Below are 20,192 nucleotides of genomic sequence, written 5' to 3'. Positions count from 1 at the left end.
CTGTTGCAAAAAAATGATTCAACCGCAGATAAAAATCAAGAACTTTTATAAACCATACTTCCCGACAGTAAGAAGGAATCAAACAGCCAAACATTCGACTTATTGGACAACCCTTTATTTGTTTCATTTTATTCAAAATACTCCACTATAAATACTGCCATTTTTCTTAGCATTGACTAAGATGAGTATTTTTAATAGCTCGATAAACAACCTTACCTAAATCCCCTTTTTATCTCATAACTGATATCACGTATGAATCGGTTAATAAATAAGCTTTAGTTATTTGCATTGTTGATTTTTGACTCATCCGTGAGAAATGGGCATTTCTCACGGATGAGTCAAAAATCCGACTGATTAACATGATTCGTTAACATAGCCAATAAAGAAAAAAGAGCTTTTTCAGGTGACAATAACAAGCCATCTGATCAAGCCCAACAGATATAGAAGTGAATGATTTAATTAAAATAATGAGTTCAGACTTGCTAAAATTGTAAGTACACCCACAACAATAACAAACACATTGCTAAGTTTTCCTCTGTACTTAGATAGTACAGGAACTTTACGGATTGCATACATTGGTAACACACATAAGATAGCAGCAACTAGCGGACCGCTTAGAGAATCAATAAGTCCAAGAATACTTGGATTTGCATAAGCAACATACCAGCATGTTAATACAACAAACACAAGGATTGATGTTTTAATTGTTTTTTCTTTGATATCTTTACCACGAGCTTTACCAGACTTAATGATCATGTCACGCATTACCTCATATGCTCCAACATAGTGACCAAGGAAAGATTTTGTGATAGCCACAAAAGCAATGATAGGAGCTGCAATAGTTACTAGAGGTGAATTAAGTTCATTAGCAAGATAGGATAAGATAGATAAGTTCTGTTCTTTTGCCATAACAAGATCATTTGGAGTCAAACTTAATACACTGCTCCAAACAAAGAACATAACAACACCGAATGTCATGATATAACAAACTTTCTGTATTTGAGCACTTTTGGCGTCAACAGCCTCTATTCCATAGGTTGCTCTCTGTTTCATAACAAATGACGAAATAATAGGAGAATGATTGAACGAAAATACGATAATTGGCAGTACCATCAAGATTGTTGTAAAAATTCCTGTTCCTGTTGAAGCACTAGAAACACTTGAAAAACTAAGCATTGACGTATTCCACTTTGGAATCAATGAAATGGCGATAAAAAGCAATGAAATGATAAAAGGATATACTAGCATACTCATTACTTTTACAGTGATATCCTGACCAAAATTCAATATAGCGATAAGACCGAGTACTAATACAAGCGATAAAATAGCTCTTGGAGGCTCACTCATATGCAATTGGTTTACCATGAAACTACTAGCAGTATTTGTAAGAGCCACTGAATACATCAGCACGATAGTATAAATGGAAACGAAATATACGATGTTAAAAACAATACTTGCCTTATTTCCGAAATACTCTCTTATCGTACCTGTAATTCCCTCTTCAGCAGAATTAGAAGCGTATATCATTTTCGCAAGTGCTCGATGCGAGTAGTACATGACAGGAAATGCAAGTACGGTAATTAACAATAATGATAATAAACCTCCTGAACCTGCATTAATAGGTAAGAAGAGTACTCCAGCTCCAATCGCTGTTCCAAAAAGGCTCAGTGCCCAAGTGGTGTCTTGTTTATGCCACTTTTTAGGGTCTGGATAGTTTTCTTTTTTTAACGAAGGATCTTCATAATATTCTAGTTTTCTAGCAGTATTCCCATTCATCTAATAATTCCTCCTTGTTTCCTGCTCTTATGCCTCTTTTTTATAACATAGGAATAAAAACCATTCTTGAAAATTGAATTGCTTTCACTAGTCGCCAATAGGATCAGTTGTTGGCGTTTTCAAAACATTTTAAATGTATAATAAAAGTTAATTATTACTGTGGCTGCAGTACTTTCTCTCCGAAAATTTTACTTTTAATAGCAATACCTGTAGGTGTGGCTGCCACTCCACCTAAACCTGTCTCTCTTAATTCGCGAGGCATCTGTCTTCCAACTCTATACATGGCTTCAACCACTTCGTCAGCATTAATAATATTGGTTACGCCAGCTAATGCAAGGTCCGCTGCTACTAAAGCATTTGCCGCGCCAATCGCGTTTCTCTTTACACAAGGAATTTCTACCAAACCAGCAACCGGATCACAAACTAAACCGAGTAAATTTTGTAATGCAGTTGAGAAAGCCTCAGAAGATTGCTGTGGTGTTCCTCCGGCAGCTTCCACTGCTGCTGCAGCTGCCATTGCCGATGCACTGCCTACTTCAGCTTGACATCCTCCGAACGCTCCGGCAATACAAGCGTTATTTGCAACAATCATTCCAAATAATGCCGAAGTGAATAGAAAATGGACTTTATCTTCATGACTTAGCTTTAACGTATCACTAATAGTAAATAGTACTCCTGGGATCGTTCCACTCGCGCCTGCTGTTGGAGTTGCACATATAACCCCTAACGAAGCATTTACCTCATTAACACCGATAGCACTTTGGACCCCGAACATCATCATATCTCCAGAAAGGGTTTTTCCGCTTTCTCGATATTTTTTTATTTTTACAGCGTCTCCTCCGGTTAAACCAGTTGGAGAAAATACCCCATCGCCTTCAATACTTTTATTTATAGAATTTTCCATAGTCACTAAATTCTTTTCCATCTTGCTCCAAATTTCTTCATAAGAAGCTTTCGTTTGTTCCATTTCCTGTTCAATGGCTAATTCATAAATTGGCTTTTGCCTTTGATTAGCCGCATCTATAATTTCCTTTATGCTCATGTACATAAAATTTAACACCCCTATCTCATTAAAGAATAATGATATTAGCTGTACCGCTAAAAGCCCTCAATTCCTTCTGAACATCACTAGGCAATTGATTATCTAGATCAAACGCATAGAGATATTTACCGTCCTTTTCCAAACTATTAAAATTGGTAATTTCCACATTATATTGTTTAAAGACCCTACGTAAGACAAATTCAAGATCATCTCTTTCGGAGATTGCTATAAGAACCGGCAATGGCCCTTGAAGATTTAAGCTAAATCCATCAATCTCTGTATGTTTAACTTCAATTAAACCGCCACCGACTGAAATCCCCAGTGCTCTAACACATCTACTTTCATCCTCCAGATAAATATCTGCAGTATTCGGATGACCAACAGGACTGTCACCTGCTTCTTCAATGAAGGTAATATCAATTCCTTTAGATTCTGCTATTTTAATAGCAATAGGAACTCTACTATCATCAGTAGCAAATCCTAATACACCAGCAATAATGGCAAAGTCCGTTCCATGTCCTTTATGAGTTTCAGCAAATGATTCATAATACTTCACCACTACTTTTTTCGGAAGACCTTGAAATAACTTATTGGCAACTGCTCCAATAGCTAAGGCACCTGCAGTATGCGAACTCGAGGGCCCTATCATAACCGGTCCAATCACATCAAAACAACTTTTGTAATTAATAACTTTTTTTTCTTTAATAGGTACTACGTTCATGTTCATATAAGTTTCCTCCCATAGTTGCCATACCAATTGTCGGAATTACTACTCCGGAATCTTTTCTGAGTATTCCAGTTCTAACATTTGTTCCAAAAGCAAGGATCGGATTCGCTGCAATCATGTCAGCTTGAGTAAGAGGTTCAATAGCAACAAAAACTGCAGTAGAATGATCACCAACATTCATTTTCGGGTTTCATTCCAACTAAAGGAATAATAACGCCTGATATGTAAGGGTTTTCAACAGTGGCAAAAATTGAACTTCCCATTCTTTTGGGTACTTATTGAACACTCAGAGAAATTATCGTTGCCACAATATTTGTTTCCATTCGTTCTATCAAAACAACGATCGTTTAACCTAATCCTTTTCTAAAACTTTAGAAAAATTTATTACAGTAATTATTTTTTATTACCACACGCATAAAATACCATATACCTGCGCATAATGTCAATGAAATGATAATAAATTATTTTTATGAAAATTTATTATTATAATTTGGAATGTTTTTAAAATGCATTATAGTTTTAGTATTGCAATATATTTAATTTTAGTGATTTTCTGGAATGATTATCTTTCCCTTCCCAACCTGTAATTTTAATAAATAACCAAAATCCGTGACAATACGATTAATTTTTCTTCCTGTAAAGTTCCAAAAACCTTGTTATAATAGATTTATCTATCTATTTACAATGCTGGCTTCATTATTAAACAAAATCCTTGTCGTGAAAGGTCTGAAGCTTGGTTAGCTAGAGCTGAACAAAAAAGGAAGCTACCTAAGAATAAGCAGGGCATTTCATAGTGAATTAATTTAGGGATACGGATTACTCTTATAAGGAGGAATACTCAGTTGGATAAGGAACTATTTCGACACTATCAAAATATAATGAATTATTTCGGGGCAATTTTAGGATCTAATTATGAATTTGTTTTACATGTTTTAAATCCTAATGGAGGTTCTCATATTGGGCACATAGTTAATGGAGAGTTAAGCGGAAGATCTTTAAATGGTCCATTAACTGACTATGCAAAAAAATTAATCAACGAAAAAGTATATTTAAATAAGGATTATGTTGTGGATTATGTTGGAGAAGGACCAAGGGGTAAAAAGTTCCGCTCATCAACTTTATTTATAAAAGATCATGAAGGTCAATTACAAGGTCTTTTATGTATAAATTTTGACGCCGATGCCTATAGGAAGGTAGCAAAGGATATATTAAAATTAGCCAATCTAAGCTTAGATATAGAGCATATCGAAAAAGAAACGGATAAGGAACAACCGGTTGAAAAACTTACCGATAATATTCGAAATATCATTTATGCAGTAGTAGATAAAGATATATTAGAATCTGGAGCACAATTATCACCTGAACAAAAGAGACTTGCCATTTCCAAATTAAAAGAACACGGGATATTTGATATTAAAGGTACAATAAATGAAGTGGCTGATATTATGGGAATGTCGGAATCAAGTGTATATCGTTATCTTCAAATGATTACACGCAACGAAAAGTATCTTCAAACGAACGATAACACTTAAGCTGTTCATGATAAAATTGTTTAATTTCTACTTATTGCTTAGGCCATTTGAAAAAGGTTTCAAATGGCAAGCGGGATTGTAAATTAGACTTATGTTTGTACGATGCACATTCCTGTACAAGTTGTTTCCTTGAACACTGGATACATGGAGTTGTGACAAGAAAAGCTTTGTTACGTAAAATAGCCAAGCACCATTCGCCCTATACGTATCAAAGGAGCTAATCCTTAGCAGAGTAGAACGGTGCAGTCAATTCAAATGGATAAGCTTACCTAACCGCAGAAGACCTTTTAAACACCCAGTAATCTTTATCGCTTTCAAATGACCTTCCCCTTGGAAAACCCTGTAATAACAAAACATGTAACAAATGCACTCAAAGTCACTATGATAGCAAAAACTAATCCAATAGCTCCCATAAAAGTATCCTCACCCGGATAAGAAGGTTTCAAGTTTACTAACCAAAAGACAAAAATAAAGGTTAAGAGAATATAAAAACTGCTTCCTACAGCCGCCATTTTCAAACGGTTATTTCTCGTACCTTCCCAGGCCTTATTTATTAAAATCCAAACATAGATACTTGCAATGACAGCAATAAACATAACAATAAGATGAATAAACGGAATAAATAAATACATCAACATATAAAGAAAAGTAACCGTTAAAAAGAAGAAAACTCCGTTCAGACCAAATAAGAATATTCCAGATAACCAATGGTTTTGAAACCATTTTGCATCTCTTAGCTTATAAACTAGTTTATTATCTTTACCAACCCTATCTATTAATGGCCTTTTAAAAAAAAGCACCAGCAACATTCCTATCATACCCATTAATATAATTAAACTCATATTATCGTTCTCCCACTGTGAACTAATTATAGCATTAAAGCATAAATTCCCTTTACAATAAGGCTACGAAGAACTTCGCTTACTAGTTACAAATCCTTTTCTATTGTTTCAACATCCTTGTTCTCAACATAATTGATATGCCAAGTCTATATATGTTTTTTCAAAACCATCTACCCATTCTACTAATCGTCCTTCCAATATTACCTTTTATCTAAATAGTAGCACAAATATTTGCAGCTAGATTTAGCAATTGAAAAAGCTAAAAACCGTGTTTTAGTCACTATAATCAAGTATGGCTGCGAAAAGGAGAGAAGATGATCTGGAATAACAATAAAAAAGGACTGAACCCGTATTGGATCCAGCCCCGAACTTTGGTCTAGCTTCTAACCAATCCATATAACGATAGGTTACGAAAATAAGTAACTTTAAATACTAGCTCGCCTGTAGGATATTGTTTTCTATACGTTTCTTTTTTCCATGGAGTACATAGTATAAAAAGATACTCGCGAATACGACTACTGCCAAGGTAAAATACAACCCGCGAAAACCAACTATAGGAATGATAAATCCTAATAGATAAGGGCCAAATCCTACTCCTGAATCCATAAATACGTAAAAGGTTGAGGTTGCAAGCCCCACTCGGTGACGCGGTGATTCCTTTATAGCAATTGCTTGACAGCAAGAATTCATCGTTCCAAATCCAAGACCAATTAGCGCTCCTGCTAGAAGGAGAATGAATCCTTGGTTAGCTTGACTAAGAGTAACTAATCCAATCACAAATAATATTAACGCCGGATACATAACAATGTTATCTCCTCTTTTATCTAATAACCGTCCAGTAAATGGTCTTGAAACCAAGATGAAAACAGCATATACAAGAAAGAAGAAACTTGCAGCCTCTATTAAATTAATTTCTTTTGCATAAGAGTTAATAAATGACAGGATTCCTGAGTAAGCAAAACCCATAATTGCAATAATGATGGAGATAGGAACAGCCTTTATTTCGAAAAAATCTTTCAACTTAAAACCTTTCATCGCATCAAGCTGTTCTTCTGTGATATCTCCTTCAGGGATATGCACAAATAATAAAATAATAGTACTTATGAGAGAGAAAAGTGTACAAGCTGCAAATATTATCGTAAAACTTCCTTGTTCGCTGATATAAAGACCTAGGAAAGGGCCAACTGCCATTGCAAGAGTTATACTTAATGAAAAATAGCTTATTCCTTCTCCTCTACGTTCATTCGGAATAATATCCATGATAATTGTTGCTATAGCTGTGGTAAACACCCCAAACGCTGCTCCATGAATAAATCGAATAAATAATAATACGTTCATGTTTTCTACAATAAAATATAACAGCATCACAATCAAAAATAAAAATAATCCGCCATAAAGCATCTTTTTACGTCCAATGATTTCAATATATTTGCCAGCAAAAATACGTGAAACTAGTGCACCCACTACAAATATACTAGACACTAGACCCGCCATGCTTTGTGAAGCGTGAAATTCTTCAATCGCATAAACAGTTAAAGTCGTTATTAATAAGTAAAAGGTCAAACTCCCAAAAAAGGTGGATGCGGACATGATAATAAAATCTTTTGTCCATAATTTCGATGTATTCACCCCTATACCCTCCTATTTCCAAAACAATAAAGTACTTTGTTTCATATTTTTCTAAACAGATTATTTTTTATTTGTAAAAGCTTCATTTCCAATTCCAGTAAGCCAATAGTTAAAATTATTAATGAGTCCCTTTTACATCTAATGTTGTGTTCGTTACATTCTTTTTCTCAAATGTAGAAGCGCTGATTTTTTCTTGTAATTTTTCATAATAATGGTCTGGATCGACGGGCAGTTCAACCATTTCGTTTGACCAAGAAGATAAATAAATAGCATTTGAAATTTCTAAAGCCTTTATCCCGTCTTCTCCTGGTGCAAGTAAAGGTGAACCTTTACTAATTGAATCAATCCAGTTTTGAATAATGCTTGCATGATTTGCATTTTCACTTTTTACAAGAATATCAATTTTCCTCCATTCCGGCTTACCGAAACCGCCTTTGTACGTCTTATTAAATTCACGTTCTGATTGTGTTAATTGGTAGAAAGTAAGTTCCTCATTTTCAACAACAATTTTCCCGCGATCTCCAATAATCTCAAAGCGATTCGTGCCTGGTACTTCTCCTGTTGAAGCAATAAATACACCGGTCGCCCCATTTTCATATTCGACATATACTGTTGCATCATCTTCAACCTCAATATCATGGTACTTTCCTACGCTAGACATTGCATGAATCCGTTTTGGCATATACCCTGTCGTCCACTGCCAAATATCTAATTGGTGAAGTGCCTGATTTAATATAACACCGCCGCCTTCACCTTTCCATGTGGCCCTCCATTTACTTGAATCATAATAACTTTGTGAACGGTAAGTATCAGTCACTATCCAATTGGTCCGCTTCATCTCACCAAGTTCTCCTGAATGAATAAGGTCCCTCAATTTTTGATAAAGGGGATTTGCCCTTTGATTATACATGATACTAAACACTTTACCACTTGCTTTAGCTGCTTCATTCATTTCCAACACACTTTTTGTGAAGACGCCTGCCGGTTTTTCAATGAGGACATGTATCCCTTTAGCAAAGGCTTTTTTTGCTAGCTCGGGATGACTGTAATGCGGTGTCGCAATAAGAACTGCATCAATTCCTGATTCACTAAAGAAGGTCTCTTCATCCCGGAAAATTTGCATATCTCCTTCAGTATGATTTTTTATCCATTCAATTCGACTTTCATTCCTACTACAAATGGCCGTTAATGTTGCGCCTTCAATCTGTCCTTTATCTAGTAATTGAATATGTGAACTGCCCATATTTCCTACTCCGATTACGCCAACTTTTATGAAACTCATATCTATCGACCTCTAATTTTTAAATGTTTAAAAAATCATGATAAAAAATTAATAGTATGCAATAACTCTAAAAAATATTAACCGTAATGCGATACACATGTATCATTATATGGTTAAATTGAGTATAATGAATTTAGAACACCTTTGTCAATCAGATTGTTTTCTTCATACAATTATCAGTTATGATAGAGTATAGTGAGTAAAATCGTTGATACAATTGGGTATGTTTATGACAAAGAACTTGAAAGTTAATTTTTACACATTTGATCAAGAACAGAAATTCTATATGAAAGATCAAAACTTCAGATATAATTAAATTGGGATATAAGGTGGAAGGAGTACACACTGTGAATAACGATAATCAAATTCAAAATAAGACATCTAGTGTTCAAGTTATTTCCCGTGCGGCTAACATACTGAGGACTCTTAGGGATCATCCAAAAGGTTTAAGCCTGTCACAGATTGCAAAAGAAGTGGGATTAGCAAGATCAACAGTACAACGAATTGTTTATACACTAGAACAAGAAAATTTTGTCGCGCAAGTCTCTGCTTCTGGCGGTATCCGTCTTGGTCCTGAAATCGCAATGCTTGCTGCTGCTGTCCATAGTGACCTTAGAGAAGAAATTAGGCCATTTTTAATACAACTATCTAAGGAAGTAAATGAAACGGTCGATCTCTCGGTTTTAGATAACGGAAAAGTGCTTTTTGTGGATCAAATTATCGCTCCACATCCTTTACAAGCGACTTCACAACCAGGAGCAGCTTTTCCATTACACTGTACAGCAAATGGAAAAGCTATCCTCGCCTCCTTACCTATAACTGAGGTTGAAAATCTGTTACCGGAGCAATTAACAAAGTATACTGATACGACAATTACAAATCGTAATGAACTCTTAAAGGAGTTAGAAGCAGCTCGTAAAGAAGGTGTTACTTATGCCAGAGAAGAGCACATTCATGGAATTTGCGCGGTAGGCGCAGTTGTTTTTGATCGTATGAAAAATTTAAGTGCTATCTCAATCCCACTCCCAACCACTCGCTTTTATGGGAATGAGGAAAAGCTAGCAACTGCTCTTCGCAAAACTTGTCAACAGATCCACCAACACTTTGAAATAGAAAAATAAAGTACCCTCAATCCATTATTTTTTCTGAAATAATGGATTACATACTCAATAATTACCTTTGCAACTATCCAAAAAAGCCCTTGCTCTATGCAAAGGCTTTTCTTTTGACAAATTCCCCGAATTATTCAAAAGGTATGGACTAAAAAAGTAGTTTTATTCAATAATTTTAACTAGCTCTCCAAACCTTAGAATCACTTGTTCTAGCTAAAACTTGCTCAATTTCAATTAAAATGACAAAAAATACCCCTAACCATCGTTAGAGGTATTTTCTAAGACCTTATCAGTATAGAACTTTTTATTCAGTATAAAACTTTTTGTCTTTTTATAATTGAACCGAACCTTCTGCTTCTTCTTACTCAACTGTTACTGATTTAGCTAGGTTACGCGGCTTGTCGACGTCGCAGTTGCGGTGCAGGGCTGCGTAGTAGGCGAAAAGCTGCATTGGGATGACAGAGATAAGAGGTGTTAATAATTCATGCACTTCTGGAATGACGAAACGATCATCAGCCATTTCGAGACCCTTCATGGAGATAATGCATGGATTTGCGCCGCGGGCTACGACCTCTTTCACGTTTCCGCGGATACTTAAATTGACGCTTTCTTGTGTTGCCAAGGCAATAATTGGAGTACCGTCCTCAATTAAAGCAATTGTTCCGTGCTTCAATTCTCCGCCTGCAAAACCTTCCGCTTGGATATAGGAAATTTCTTTTAATTTTAGTGAACCTTCTAGACATACATAGTAGTCCACTCCACGCCCGATAAAGAAGGCATTTCTTGTTGTTGATACATATTCATGGGCCATTTTTTCAAATTCTTCTTTACTGTCACAAAGAATTTCCATTGCATTTGCAGCAATTCCAAGCTCTCTAGAAAGGTCAAAGCCAATTTCTTTCCCCTTGCTTCTTGCCACAACCTCAGCAAGGATAGATAATACAGCTAACTGAGCCGTATAAGCTTTTGTTGAAGCAACAGCAATTTCTGGACCGGCATGAAGCAGTAATGTAAAGTCAGCTTCTCTGGATAATGTTGAACCAGGAACATTTGTGATGGTTAATGCTTTATGGCCAAGTTCTTTAATCTGAACTAACACGGCACGGCTGTCTGCTGTTTCACCGCTTTGTGAAATAAAAATAAACAACGGCTTGGCAGATAATAATGGCATGTTATAACCAAATTCGCTCGCAATATGAACTTCAACTGGTACAGCTGCGAGCTTTTCAATGAACTGTTTCCCTACCAAACCTGCATGATAGGAAGTACCTGCAGCAATAATATAAATCCGGTCAGATTCATTAACTGCCTTCACAATTTCCTGATCAATCTCCAACTCGCCCTTTTCACTGCGATACTTTTGAATAATTTTGCGAAGAACTAACGGCTGTTCATCGATTTCCTTCAGCATAAAGTGCGGATACGTTCCTTTTTCAATATCGCTGGCATCTAGTTCAGCACGATAAGGATTACGCTCAATTACTTCACCCGCAAGCGTTTTGATTGTTACTTCGTTTTTCTTCACGATAACAATTTCTTTATCCATAATTTCAACAAATTGATCTGTGACTTGCAGCATAGCCAATGCATCACTCGCCACTACGTTGAAATCTTCTCCAATACCAACTAAGAGCGGACTTTTATTTTTTGCCACATAAATAATATCAGGATTTTGCTCATCCATTAAAGCAATGGCATAAGAGCCTTTCAGAAGCTCAAGTGTTTGACAGAAGGCTTTTTCTACATCTATTCCTTTATTAACAAATAACTCGACAAGCTGAACAATGATTTCCGTATCCGTATCACTCATTAATGGAACATCCATCAAAAACTCATTCTGGATTAATTCATAGTTCTCAATCACACCGTTATGAACGAGTGTGAAACGCCCAGAATTACTTTTATGTGGATGTGCATTCGTTTGACTTGGTACACCGTGCGTAGCCCAACGAGTGTGACCAATTCCTGTATTCGCCAACAAATCATAATCAACGACATTACGTAAATCAGCAATGCGGCCTTTCTCTTTAAACACTTGTACTCCGTCACCACTCATAAGGGCGATACCGGCAGAATCATAACCTCTATACTCAAGTTTTTCTAAACCTTTTAATAAAACCTCTTTTGAATCCTGGTTACCAATATATCCTACTATTCCACACATATTTCTTCTTCCTCCCTATAAGGGGACAAGAAGTCTTTTATAAAAGTTCAAAATGATCAACTGCTCACAAACAATAAGTGCGATCGGTCGCATAATATCTGCAAGAGATATTTTGAACAGTATTCGGGACATTCTTGTCCCCTTATCTCTGTATTATTATCTTTTATCAAACATGACAGACCTTTTGATCTTATCATTTATTAGCATGCCCTTCCCTTTGTCCATTAAGTTGCCTTAATGATTTAAGAAAGAGCTTTTCGGTTGTGCTTTTCAACCGGGAGGCATCCGCCGAAACTTCGATAAACCTCCTCCTCGTCAACTATCACCTATCATTCTAGGTGTAGTTCAGGCGCTTTTATAAAATGATTATTTATTATCTTTCCCCCGCCTCCCTCATCATCATATGTGCTGCTCCCAAAAATGTTCAGAAACAAGAACATCATACACTACTTTATAACCTTCGTCAATGTTGGCCATTTTTATTCATTTTTGGATTTATACAATTAAAATATGCATAAAAAAAATAAAGGTGTCAGGCACCGCACATGGACAATTTCACTCATTTTGTCTTTTGCGGTGCCTGACACCTTCTATACTATGTTTTTATTCCGTTAATCCCATTTCTGTTTCAACGACTTGCGCAATGCGGCTGACATATGACTCGCAAAGCTCTTCTGTTGATGCTTCGGCCATCACACGAACAAGCGGTTCGGTTCCTGAAGGACGAACGAGTATACGGCCATTTCCGTTCATTTCCTCTTCAACTTCCTGGATAACCTTGCTTACTTTTTCATTTTCAGTTACATGGTGCTTGTCCTTTACACGAATGTTAACAAGCTTTTGCGGATACTTCCTCATTTCAGCAGCAAGCTCAGATAGCGGCTTCTTTGTCATCTTCATAATATTGACAAGCTGAACACCTGTTAACAATCCATCACCTGTTGTATTGTAATCAAGGAAAATAATATGACCTGATTGCTCTCCGCCTAAGTTGAAACCGCTTTTCTTCATCTCTTCAACAACATAGCGGTCTCCTACTGCAGTTGGAATGCTCTTAATTCCTTGCGTTTCTAATGCCTTGTAAAAACCTAAATTACTCATAACTGTTGAAACTACCGTACTATGCTTCAACATTCCATGCTCTTTCATATACTTTGCACAAATATACATGATTTGATCGCCGTCTACGATTTCTCCATTTTCATCGATTGCGATTAAACGGTCGCCGTCACCGTCGAAGGCAAGCCCTACATCTGCTCCTTTTTCTTTTAAAAAGGCTGCTAGCGCTTCAGGATGTGTGGAGCCCACACCATCGTTAATATTTAATCCGTTAGGTGAAGCACCCATTGTTGAAAGATCTGCATCGAGATCAGCAAATAAATACGTCGCAAGGTTAGATGTTGCCCCATGTGCGCAATCTAAAGCAATATGTATACCGGAAAAGTCTTCATCAACCGTTTGTTTTAAATATTGTAAATATCTTTGTACACCCTCAAAATAATCATTTACAAGACCTAAATCCGCTCCAACAGGTCTTGGCAATTGATCCTCCTCCATATCCATCAGCTGCTCGATTTCATTTTCCTGGTCATCAGATAATTTAAATCCGTCCGGACCAAAGAACTTTATCCCATTATCAGCCACTGGATTATGAGAAGCAGAAATCATAACTCCTGCCTGTGCTCCCATTGCTTTAGTTAAATAAGAAACCCCTGGGGTGGAAATGACACCCAAACGCATAACTTCTGCGCCAATGGAAAGAAGACCTGCAACAAGAGCTCCTTCCAACATATGCCCAGAAATACGTGTGTCACGCCCTATTAATACCTTTGGTCTATCATGGTTTTTAGTTAATACAAAACCGCCAAAGCGTCCTAATTTGAAAGCTAGTTCTGGCGTTAACTCACTGTTTGCCACTCCCCTAACTCCATCAGTACCGAAATATTTACCCATTGTTTGAATCGCTCCTTCTAGGATTATTCCTCAATGATATAGAGGGAGCAACCATTATGTCACCCTCTATATCAGTTGTTTTTTGTTTGCTGTCATAATCATTGTATTAGTAATTAGATTTTAGGCTTGTTTTTCTTCAATGGCAACTGTAATCGTATCCGTTGCCGCTGTCCAAGATACATTCTCTGGACCCTTAACATCGAGTGGAATTTTATGCTCCCCTTCAGTCAGCTCCGCCACATTAATAGATAATTGAAAATCAGATTCTTTGATATCAGCTAGTTCGTTCTCTGTTCCAGTTACTATTAAATCAAGACTTCCACTTGAAGGATCTCGAAAAACAGCACTATAGTTCTCAGTTAATCCATTAAAACGGATTGGAAGCTTTTCTAGTGTTTTCGTTGATTCCACTTCAGTTACGGCCGTTTCTTCACTGCCGGCGCTGACTTTTACAGTGGCTTTAACAGTTTTTGGACTGACTTCTTTTATTCCATCGGAGATGATGATAGGAAGTGTTAATTCTGTACTTTCCTTCACTGTACTGACGTCTACTTCTACTTTAACGGATTCTGTCTTGTCCAAAATGTCCTGATTGGCTGAGATAGAAGCTTCATTTGTATCCAATGTAATTGAATCAATGGATACTCCATCTGGTGGTGTCCCTTTCTCAACAATATCAATTTTCACTGTCTTGCTTAGCTTATTTATAGGAATCGTTACATTCACTACTTCTTGATCAACAATAACTTTTAACTTGTTTAAATCTTTATCAAGAACGGTAATTCTTGCTGATTCATTAACCGTTTCACTTACCGTTTTATTCATTTCAATAATAGCCTTTACATAACTAATTTTATCCATTACATCTTTTCCGCCGGTAATTTTTACTTTACTCGGTTTCACAACAGGCTTACCAGCCCCGTAACCATCAGCTACCATTTTATGATTAAACTCTGCCTCAATCGTAAATTCCTTTGTAACCTTTTCTTGTACATTTACTTCTATATATGTCGGATTAATCGAAGCATCTAATTTTTCAGATAAATCCCTAATTTGCAGCTTTATTCGCTGTTTTCCAACCTCTACATTTGAAAGGTCAGCATATACTTCAAAATCCCTTTGAGTCTTTGCAGCTTGTAAATTAGGTGTCGGGCCTTTTAGCGTTACCTCTACCTTCTCCGGAACACCGGTTATGACCAGATTATCAGTATCGTAATAACTTTTCACCGGTATATCTGAGATCACCTCTGATTGTTCGCTGCCTGGAACATTTATATCATTGGTTCCTTTACTGCTGTCGTAGACGGTGCCAAATAATAACAATGCTAACAATAAAGCTACTAATTTCATAAACAGCTTACTATCTGTCAATTGATCAAGCCATTTATCCATGTTTTTTCCCCCTCCAGTTCCAGCGAGCTGAAGAAGCTTGTTTCTCTGTTCTTGATGCTAATAATTCAGTTGTAAGCATTTCACGAAAAGCGTCCTTGCTCAATTCTCTGTGAAGCTTACCGTTTTTCGTTAAAGAAACAGCACCCGTTTCCTCTGATACTACCACTGTTAGGCTGTCTGTTACTTCACTAATCCCAATCGCAGCTCGATGTCTTGTCCCTAGCTCTTTTGATATAAACGGACTTTCTGATAATGGTAAATAACAGGCTGCAGCTGCCACTCTATTTTTTTGTAAGATAACCGCACCGTCATGCAACGGTGTATTGGGGATAAAGATATTGATCAACAGCTCAGATGATATTTTCGAATCGACTTCAATCCCTGTCTCAATGTAATCACTCATCCCGGTTTCCATCTCTAGAGAGATAAGAGCACCTATTCTTCTTTTTGCCATATAATCAACCGCTTTTATTATGGATTCAATCATTTTTTCCTGATCATCCTCTTCCCGCGAGCTCGTTCGAGAGAAGAACTTTCCCCGGCCTAATTGCTCAAGGGCCCTTCTTATTTCCGGTTGAAAGACAATAATAATGGCCAAAAAGCCCCATGAAATAATTTGATCGGTAATCCAGAAAAGAGTTTGAAGATGAAAGACTTCACTTATCAGCTGAACGATAAGAATAACGAAAATTCCATTTAAAAACTGAACTGCTTTCGTCCCTCTGACAATCATAATAATTTTATATATGACGTACCAAACGAGGAGAACGTCAACAATATTAGCTAAATATTTCATTAGTTGAAAGTCTTCAAACAACATTGTTCTTCCTCCATTTTTTGTTTGTTAACTTTGGTACATAAAAATCAAATAGCGTTTTATTAACTTTATATCTTCTCACTATGTATCCTTCCTATTATACCATAATAGGTACAAATACAAATCTAGAAAGTAATATCTTCTCTACTATTAGAAATAGCCATCAAGAAAAAACCCTGCCGTAGCAGAGTTTTTTCTTAACAACAGATACTAACCTTTATCGTCGCTTTTTCCTACAACCTTTTGTTCATCAAAGACTTGAAAGATTTCTTCTCCCGTCTCCTTTATGTGGTACCACAACCATTCAAATACCTCATTAATTTCTTTTATTTCTCCTGTTACTTTGCCGGCTGATGCCATGTATTGTTCACCATTAATAACCGTAACATTCCCGTCAACTTGACCTTCAATTTTTAAATTCCCATTCCGAACTAGGATATCCCCTTTTACTACCTCACCCTCAGGGACAATGACCGTATCATGTTGAACAACCAGATTCGGCTGTTTGGAAACAGAGAATTGTTGGTCCTGATTCCAACTAGAGAATAAGCTTCCTGACATTAACAAGAGAAAAAGAGAAGCCGCAGTCAATAAGGGATGGTGCGTAAACCATCTCTTTACTCCCACTTTTCGCTTTTCCTTTGGCAAATTGGCCATGATATTTGCTGTGAAATTACTCGGAGCTTGTATATGTGATGTACTTTGCACTAAGGCAATCGTCTTCTTTAATTGATGAAAATGCACCTTGCAATCCATACAGACGTGAATATGCTCTCTTAGCTCTTTTTCATGCTCGGCTGAGATCTCATCATCTAAGTATTCATGCATATATACTACCCATTTTTCTGGACATTTCAAAGTTCTCACCCTCTTATCACACATGTCGTAATTGTTTCCTCAGCGCCTCTCGACCGCGATGGATTCTTGTTTTCACCGTACCTAGCGGCATATCCAAGATTTCGCTTATTTCATTTAGCGACAGCTCTTCTATATACTTCAGTACGATTACTGTACGGTACTTCTCAGGCAATTTTGAGATTTCTCTTTGTATTGTATCCTGCAGTTCCAGACTCTCTACATCATCCTCCGGCAACGGAGTTTTCGCCGGAATTTGGGAATACATGGTCAACCCCTCAGTTCCTGCAACCTCAGCATCAAGATAATAATCTGGTTTCTTCTTTCGTATTCGATCAATACAAAGATTCGTGGCAATTCGATAGAGCCAAGTTGAAAACTTTAAGTTAATGTTGTAGCTCTGTATGTTTACGTATGCGCGAATAAATGCTTCTTGAGCAATATCCTCGGCCTCATGCCTATTACCTAACATACGAAATGACAATTGAAACACTTTATCCTTATATAGTTCTACTATTTCTCCAAAAGCGTTTTGATCTCCCTTTAAAACTTGTTTAATCCGTGCCTTTACAATTGCTTCCATTCTTTAACCTCCGCTCTATGCGGCTATTCGATTATACGAATCAATACCGGAAAAGGTTTCATATTTCTTCTTTATTCATATTCAGTTTTAATAATGATTTACTATGTATGTATTGATGTTCAATTTGAAATTTTGAAAATCTTTTTAAGTTGCTATATGTTAATCATTTAACAATAGTGATTGGCAAAAATAAGCAGCAACTGTCGATAATAGTTACCGCTTTTTGTTTATTATAATAGTTTTTCACCAAATAATGAACCCATTAGTTTGACTGCAGCTGCAGCCGTTTTATTTTTCTCATCAAGAATTGGATTCACTTCGACAAATTCAGCAGAAGTAATAATCCCAGATTCAGCGAGCATTTCCATTGCAAGATGGCTCTCACGATAGCTAACACCTCCTGTTACAGGTGTTCCTACTCCCGGTGCATCTGTTGGATCCAAGCCATCCAGATCAAGTGATAAATGAACACCATCTGTCTTATCTTTTAAATAAGCTATGGTTTCCTCCATCACTTTTGTCATTCCTAACCGGTCAACCTCATGCATTGTGTATACTTTAATGCCTTTTTCTTTAATTAGTTTCCGTTCCCCTTCATCCAAAGACCGTGCTCCAATGATGACAACATGCTCCGGTTTCACCTTTGGACTGTATCCCAGCATATTAGTTAAGAGCTCATGACCTAAACCAATGTTTACCGCTAATGGCATCCCGTGTATGTTTCCTGTCGGTGACGTTTCAGCAGTATTTAAATCACCATGAGCATCAAACCAAATAACCCCTAAAGTCTTATAATGCTGCGCAATCCCGGCTAATGTTCCAATTGCGATACTATGGTCTCCGCCTAAAACTAGAGGAAACGCTCCTTCTTCTACTACTTTTGAAACAGCTTTCGCCAATTCCTGGTTCTTTTCTGCAACTAGCTGTAAATTTCTCAAATTTGATTTTGGGTCAACCACAACCTCAGGCCGGCCAATAGCGATATCCCCCTTATCATCAATTTCATCAAAAAGTGTGCTTAAATTTTCGTATATACCCGCATACCGCATCGCACTAGGTCCCATATCTACACCACGTCTCATTTGGCCAAGGTCCATAGGCATCCCAATAATTGATAATTTCCTCATAATATAACCTCCACGAATAGCATAAGGATAATCGCATTTTGTATTTCCCTTAAGTTTCTTCCTACTATATTATGATTTGGTCTTATAACAATTGTTAAAATGCTGCATGATTGGGATGCAAAAAAACCTTAGGATTTTATTTATCCTAAGGTTTTTAAGAGATGAGCCATGAAGGACTCGAACCTTCGACCCTCTGATTAAAAGTCAGATGCTCTACCGACTGAGCTAATGGCTCTAATGGCTGGGCTAGCTGGATTCGAACCAACGAATGACGGAGTCAAAGTCCGTTGCCTTACCGCTTGGCTATAGCCCAATATGAATTTTAACAAAATAAAAAGGACATTTATTATCCTGTCCTACCTTTTGTTTTTTATTCAAAAGAAATGGTGGAGGGGGACGGATTCGAACCGCCGAACCCAAGGGAGCGGATTTACAGTCCGCCGCGTTTAGCCACTTCGCTACCCCTCCGTAATGCTAGATATTTCTTATAAGATATAAGACGCTACTACAGAAATCAAAAAATAAAAGGATGGTGCCGGCCAGAGGACTTGAACCCCCAACCTACTGATTACAAGTCAGTTGCTCTACCAATTGAGCTAGGCCGGCGCTATGGTGGAGGATGACGGGCTCGAACCGCCGACCCTCTGCTTGTAAGGCAGATGCTCTCCCAGCTGAGCTAATCCTCCAAAATTTCCTTTTATAATAATATTACACCCAATAAGTTTACATAATATTATTATGGTGACCCCTACGGGATTCGAACCCGTGTTACCGCCGTGAAAGGGCGGTGTCTTAACCGCTTGACCAAGGGGCCTTTTTAATTTAATAAAAGCTTCCAATCGGATTCGAACCGATGACCTCTTCCTTACCATGGAAGTGCTCTACCTGCTGAGCTATGGAAGCATTAGCTCATAAGCCAAAACTTATTATAAAAATGGCTCCGCAGGTAGGATTCGAACCTACGACCGATCGGTTAACAGCCGATAGCTCTACCACTGAGCTACTGCGGAATAATGATTGCTTGGCGACGTCCTACTCTCACAGGGGCAATGCCCCAACTACCATCGGCGCTGAGAAGCTTAACTTCCGTGTTCGGGATGGGAACGGGTGTGACCTTCTCGCCATTGTTACCAGACTTTTAAAGACATTTACTATTATAATGTCTTTTATAAATTTTTCAAGGGGTTCTTTTAAAAAATTATTCCCTCAAAACTAGATAATGCTGAAGAAAAAGAGGCCCACAGGATGTGGGTCACGCAGGCGTTGTCACAGGATGTGACGTTCTTAGCCAGCGTTCCTTTATTATTTGTGGTTAAGTCCTCGACCGATTAGTATTTGTCAGCTCCACGTGTCACCACG

16 protein-coding genes, 8 tRNA genes and 1 rRNA gene are annotated in these 20,192 nt (G+C 37.3%); 2 read left to right on the top strand and 23 right to left on the bottom strand.

Going from position 1 to position 20,192, the window contains the following annotated elements:
* Window positions 1–459: 459 nt before the first annotated feature.
* The 4 genes from F4V44_RS20940 to F4V44_RS20925 all read right to left on the bottom strand — a co-directional run bounded on the left by F4V44_RS20940 (window position 460) and on the right by F4V44_RS20925 (window position 3,726).
* On the bottom strand, window positions 460–1,776 hold the full coding sequence (locus tag F4V44_RS20940; RefSeq protein WP_150441955.1) for an aromatic amino acid transport family protein: 1,317 nt from the start codon (window positions 1,774–1,776) through the stop codon (window positions 460–462).
* Window positions 1,777–1,930: 154 nt separating this feature from the next.
* A complete protein-coding gene (gene sdaAA, locus F4V44_RS20935) occupies window positions 1,931–2,824 on the bottom strand; it encodes an L-serine ammonia-lyase, iron-sulfur-dependent, subunit alpha (protein WP_150441954.1) in 894 nt (297 codons plus the stop codon).
* 22 nt (window positions 2,825–2,846) lie between these two features.
* Window positions 2,847–3,545, bottom strand: coding sequence for an L-serine ammonia-lyase, iron-sulfur-dependent subunit beta (gene sdaAB / locus F4V44_RS20930; protein ID WP_150441953.1), 699 nt, complete (start codon window positions 3,543–3,545; stop codon window positions 2,847–2,849).
* Window positions 3,520–3,726 carry a hypothetical protein gene (locus F4V44_RS20925; protein ID WP_150441952.1) on the bottom strand — a complete coding sequence of 69 codons (207 nt, stop codon included), beginning with the start codon at window positions 3,724–3,726 and terminating at the stop codon, window positions 3,520–3,522. Before F4V44_RS20925 ends, sdaAB begins: the two co-directional genes overlap by 26 nt.
* Window positions 3,727–4,387: 661 nt before the next feature.
* Here F4V44_RS20925 and F4V44_RS20920 point away from each other — a divergent pair.
* Entirely contained in the window at window positions 4,388–5,077 is a 690-nt protein-coding gene (locus F4V44_RS20920; RefSeq protein ID WP_150441951.1) for a helix-turn-helix transcriptional regulator, read from the top strand.
* Window positions 5,078–5,391: 314 nt separating this feature from the next.
* Here the strand turns inward: F4V44_RS20920 and F4V44_RS20915 are convergent, their stop codons facing one another.
* The 3 genes from F4V44_RS20915 to F4V44_RS20905 all read right to left on the bottom strand — a co-directional run bounded on the left by F4V44_RS20915 (window position 5,392) and on the right by F4V44_RS20905 (window position 8,830).
* Window positions 5,392–5,919, bottom strand: coding sequence for a hypothetical protein (locus F4V44_RS20915; RefSeq protein ID WP_150441950.1), 528 nt, complete (start codon window positions 5,917–5,919; stop codon window positions 5,392–5,394).
* Window positions 5,920–6,351: 432 nt separating this feature from the next.
* Complete coding sequence (locus tag F4V44_RS20910) at window positions 6,352–7,548, bottom strand: MFS transporter (RefSeq protein WP_150441949.1); 1,197 nt, start codon at window positions 7,546–7,548, stop codon at window positions 6,352–6,354.
* 118 nt (window positions 7,549–7,666) lie between these two features.
* On the bottom strand, window positions 7,667–8,830 hold the full coding sequence (locus F4V44_RS20905; protein WP_150441948.1) for a Gfo/Idh/MocA family protein: 1,164 nt from the start codon (window positions 8,828–8,830) through the stop codon (window positions 7,667–7,669).
* Between the two features lie 347 nt (window positions 8,831–9,177).
* Between F4V44_RS20905 and F4V44_RS20900 the strand changes: the two genes are divergently transcribed.
* Entirely contained in the window at window positions 9,178–9,951 is a 774-nt protein-coding gene (locus tag F4V44_RS20900; RefSeq protein ID WP_223881994.1) for an IclR family transcriptional regulator, read from the top strand.
* Between the two features lie 352 nt (window positions 9,952–10,303).
* Here F4V44_RS20900 and glmS read toward each other — a convergent pair whose 3' ends face one another.
* From glmS to rrf, 16 genes are all read right to left on the bottom strand, one after another.
* Complete coding sequence (gene glmS / locus F4V44_RS20895) at window positions 10,304–12,106, bottom strand: glutamine--fructose-6-phosphate transaminase (isomerizing) (protein ID WP_150441947.1); 1,803 nt, start codon at window positions 12,104–12,106, stop codon at window positions 10,304–10,306.
* A 603-nt stretch (window positions 12,107–12,709) separates the two neighbouring features.
* The gene (gene glmM, locus F4V44_RS20890; protein WP_150441946.1) at window positions 12,710–14,059 is read right to left on the bottom strand and encodes a phosphoglucosamine mutase; all 1,350 of its coding nucleotides are present in this window, start codon (window positions 14,057–14,059) and stop codon (window positions 12,710–12,712) included.
* A gap of 120 nt (window positions 14,060–14,179) precedes the next feature.
* Entirely contained in the window at window positions 14,180–15,451 is a 1,272-nt protein-coding gene (locus tag F4V44_RS20885) for a CdaR family protein (protein WP_150441945.1), read from the bottom strand.
* A complete protein-coding gene (gene cdaA, locus F4V44_RS20880) occupies window positions 15,444–16,271 on the bottom strand; it encodes a diadenylate cyclase CdaA (RefSeq protein WP_150441944.1) in 828 nt (275 codons plus the stop codon). Before cdaA ends, F4V44_RS20885 begins: the two co-directional genes overlap by 8 nt.
* Window positions 16,272–16,478: 207 nt before the next feature.
* On the bottom strand, window positions 16,479–17,126 hold the full coding sequence (locus tag F4V44_RS20875) for an anti-sigma factor family protein (RefSeq protein WP_150441943.1): 648 nt from the start codon (window positions 17,124–17,126) through the stop codon (window positions 16,479–16,481).
* A gap of 16 nt (window positions 17,127–17,142) precedes the next feature.
* Window positions 17,143–17,706 (bottom strand): RNA polymerase sigma factor SigW, encoded by a 564-nt coding sequence (gene sigW, locus F4V44_RS20870; RefSeq protein ID WP_150441942.1) that lies wholly within the window; start codon window positions 17,704–17,706, stop codon window positions 17,143–17,145.
* A 230-nt stretch (window positions 17,707–17,936) separates the two neighbouring features.
* On the bottom strand, window positions 17,937–18,833 hold the full coding sequence (gene rocF / locus F4V44_RS20865) for an arginase (RefSeq protein WP_150441941.1): 897 nt from the start codon (window positions 18,831–18,833) through the stop codon (window positions 17,937–17,939).
* A gap of 162 nt (window positions 18,834–18,995) precedes the next feature.
* Window positions 18,996–19,068 (bottom strand) — tRNA-Lys (locus F4V44_RS20860).
* Between the two features lie 3 nt (window positions 19,069–19,071).
* Window positions 19,072–19,146, bottom strand: a tRNA-Gln gene (locus tag F4V44_RS20855).
* A 71-nt stretch (window positions 19,147–19,217) separates the two neighbouring features.
* Window positions 19,218–19,301, bottom strand: a tRNA-Tyr gene (locus F4V44_RS20850).
* Window positions 19,302–19,363: 62 nt separating this feature from the next.
* Window positions 19,364–19,439 (bottom strand) — tRNA-Thr (locus F4V44_RS20845).
* Window positions 19,440–19,443: 4 nt separating this feature from the next.
* A tRNA-Val gene (locus tag F4V44_RS20840) sits at window positions 19,444–19,519 on the bottom strand.
* A 53-nt stretch (window positions 19,520–19,572) separates the two neighbouring features.
* Window positions 19,573–19,647 (bottom strand) — tRNA-Glu (locus F4V44_RS20835).
* A 16-nt stretch (window positions 19,648–19,663) separates the two neighbouring features.
* Window positions 19,664–19,736: transfer RNA gene (locus tag F4V44_RS20830), tRNA-Thr, on the bottom strand.
* A gap of 32 nt (window positions 19,737–19,768) precedes the next feature.
* A tRNA-Asn gene (locus F4V44_RS20825) sits at window positions 19,769–19,843 on the bottom strand.
* A gap of 9 nt (window positions 19,844–19,852) precedes the next feature.
* Window positions 19,853–19,968 (bottom strand): 5S ribosomal RNA (rrf, locus tag F4V44_RS20820).
* Window positions 19,969–20,192 lie beyond the last annotated feature (224 nt).

The organism is Niallia endozanthoxylica, assembly GCF_008710145.1.
GTDB classification, from domain to species: Bacteria; Bacillota; Bacilli; order Bacillales; family Cytobacillaceae; genus Bacillus_BD; species Bacillus_BD endozanthoxylica.
This window is presented reverse-complemented; position numbering and strand designations above follow the sequence as displayed.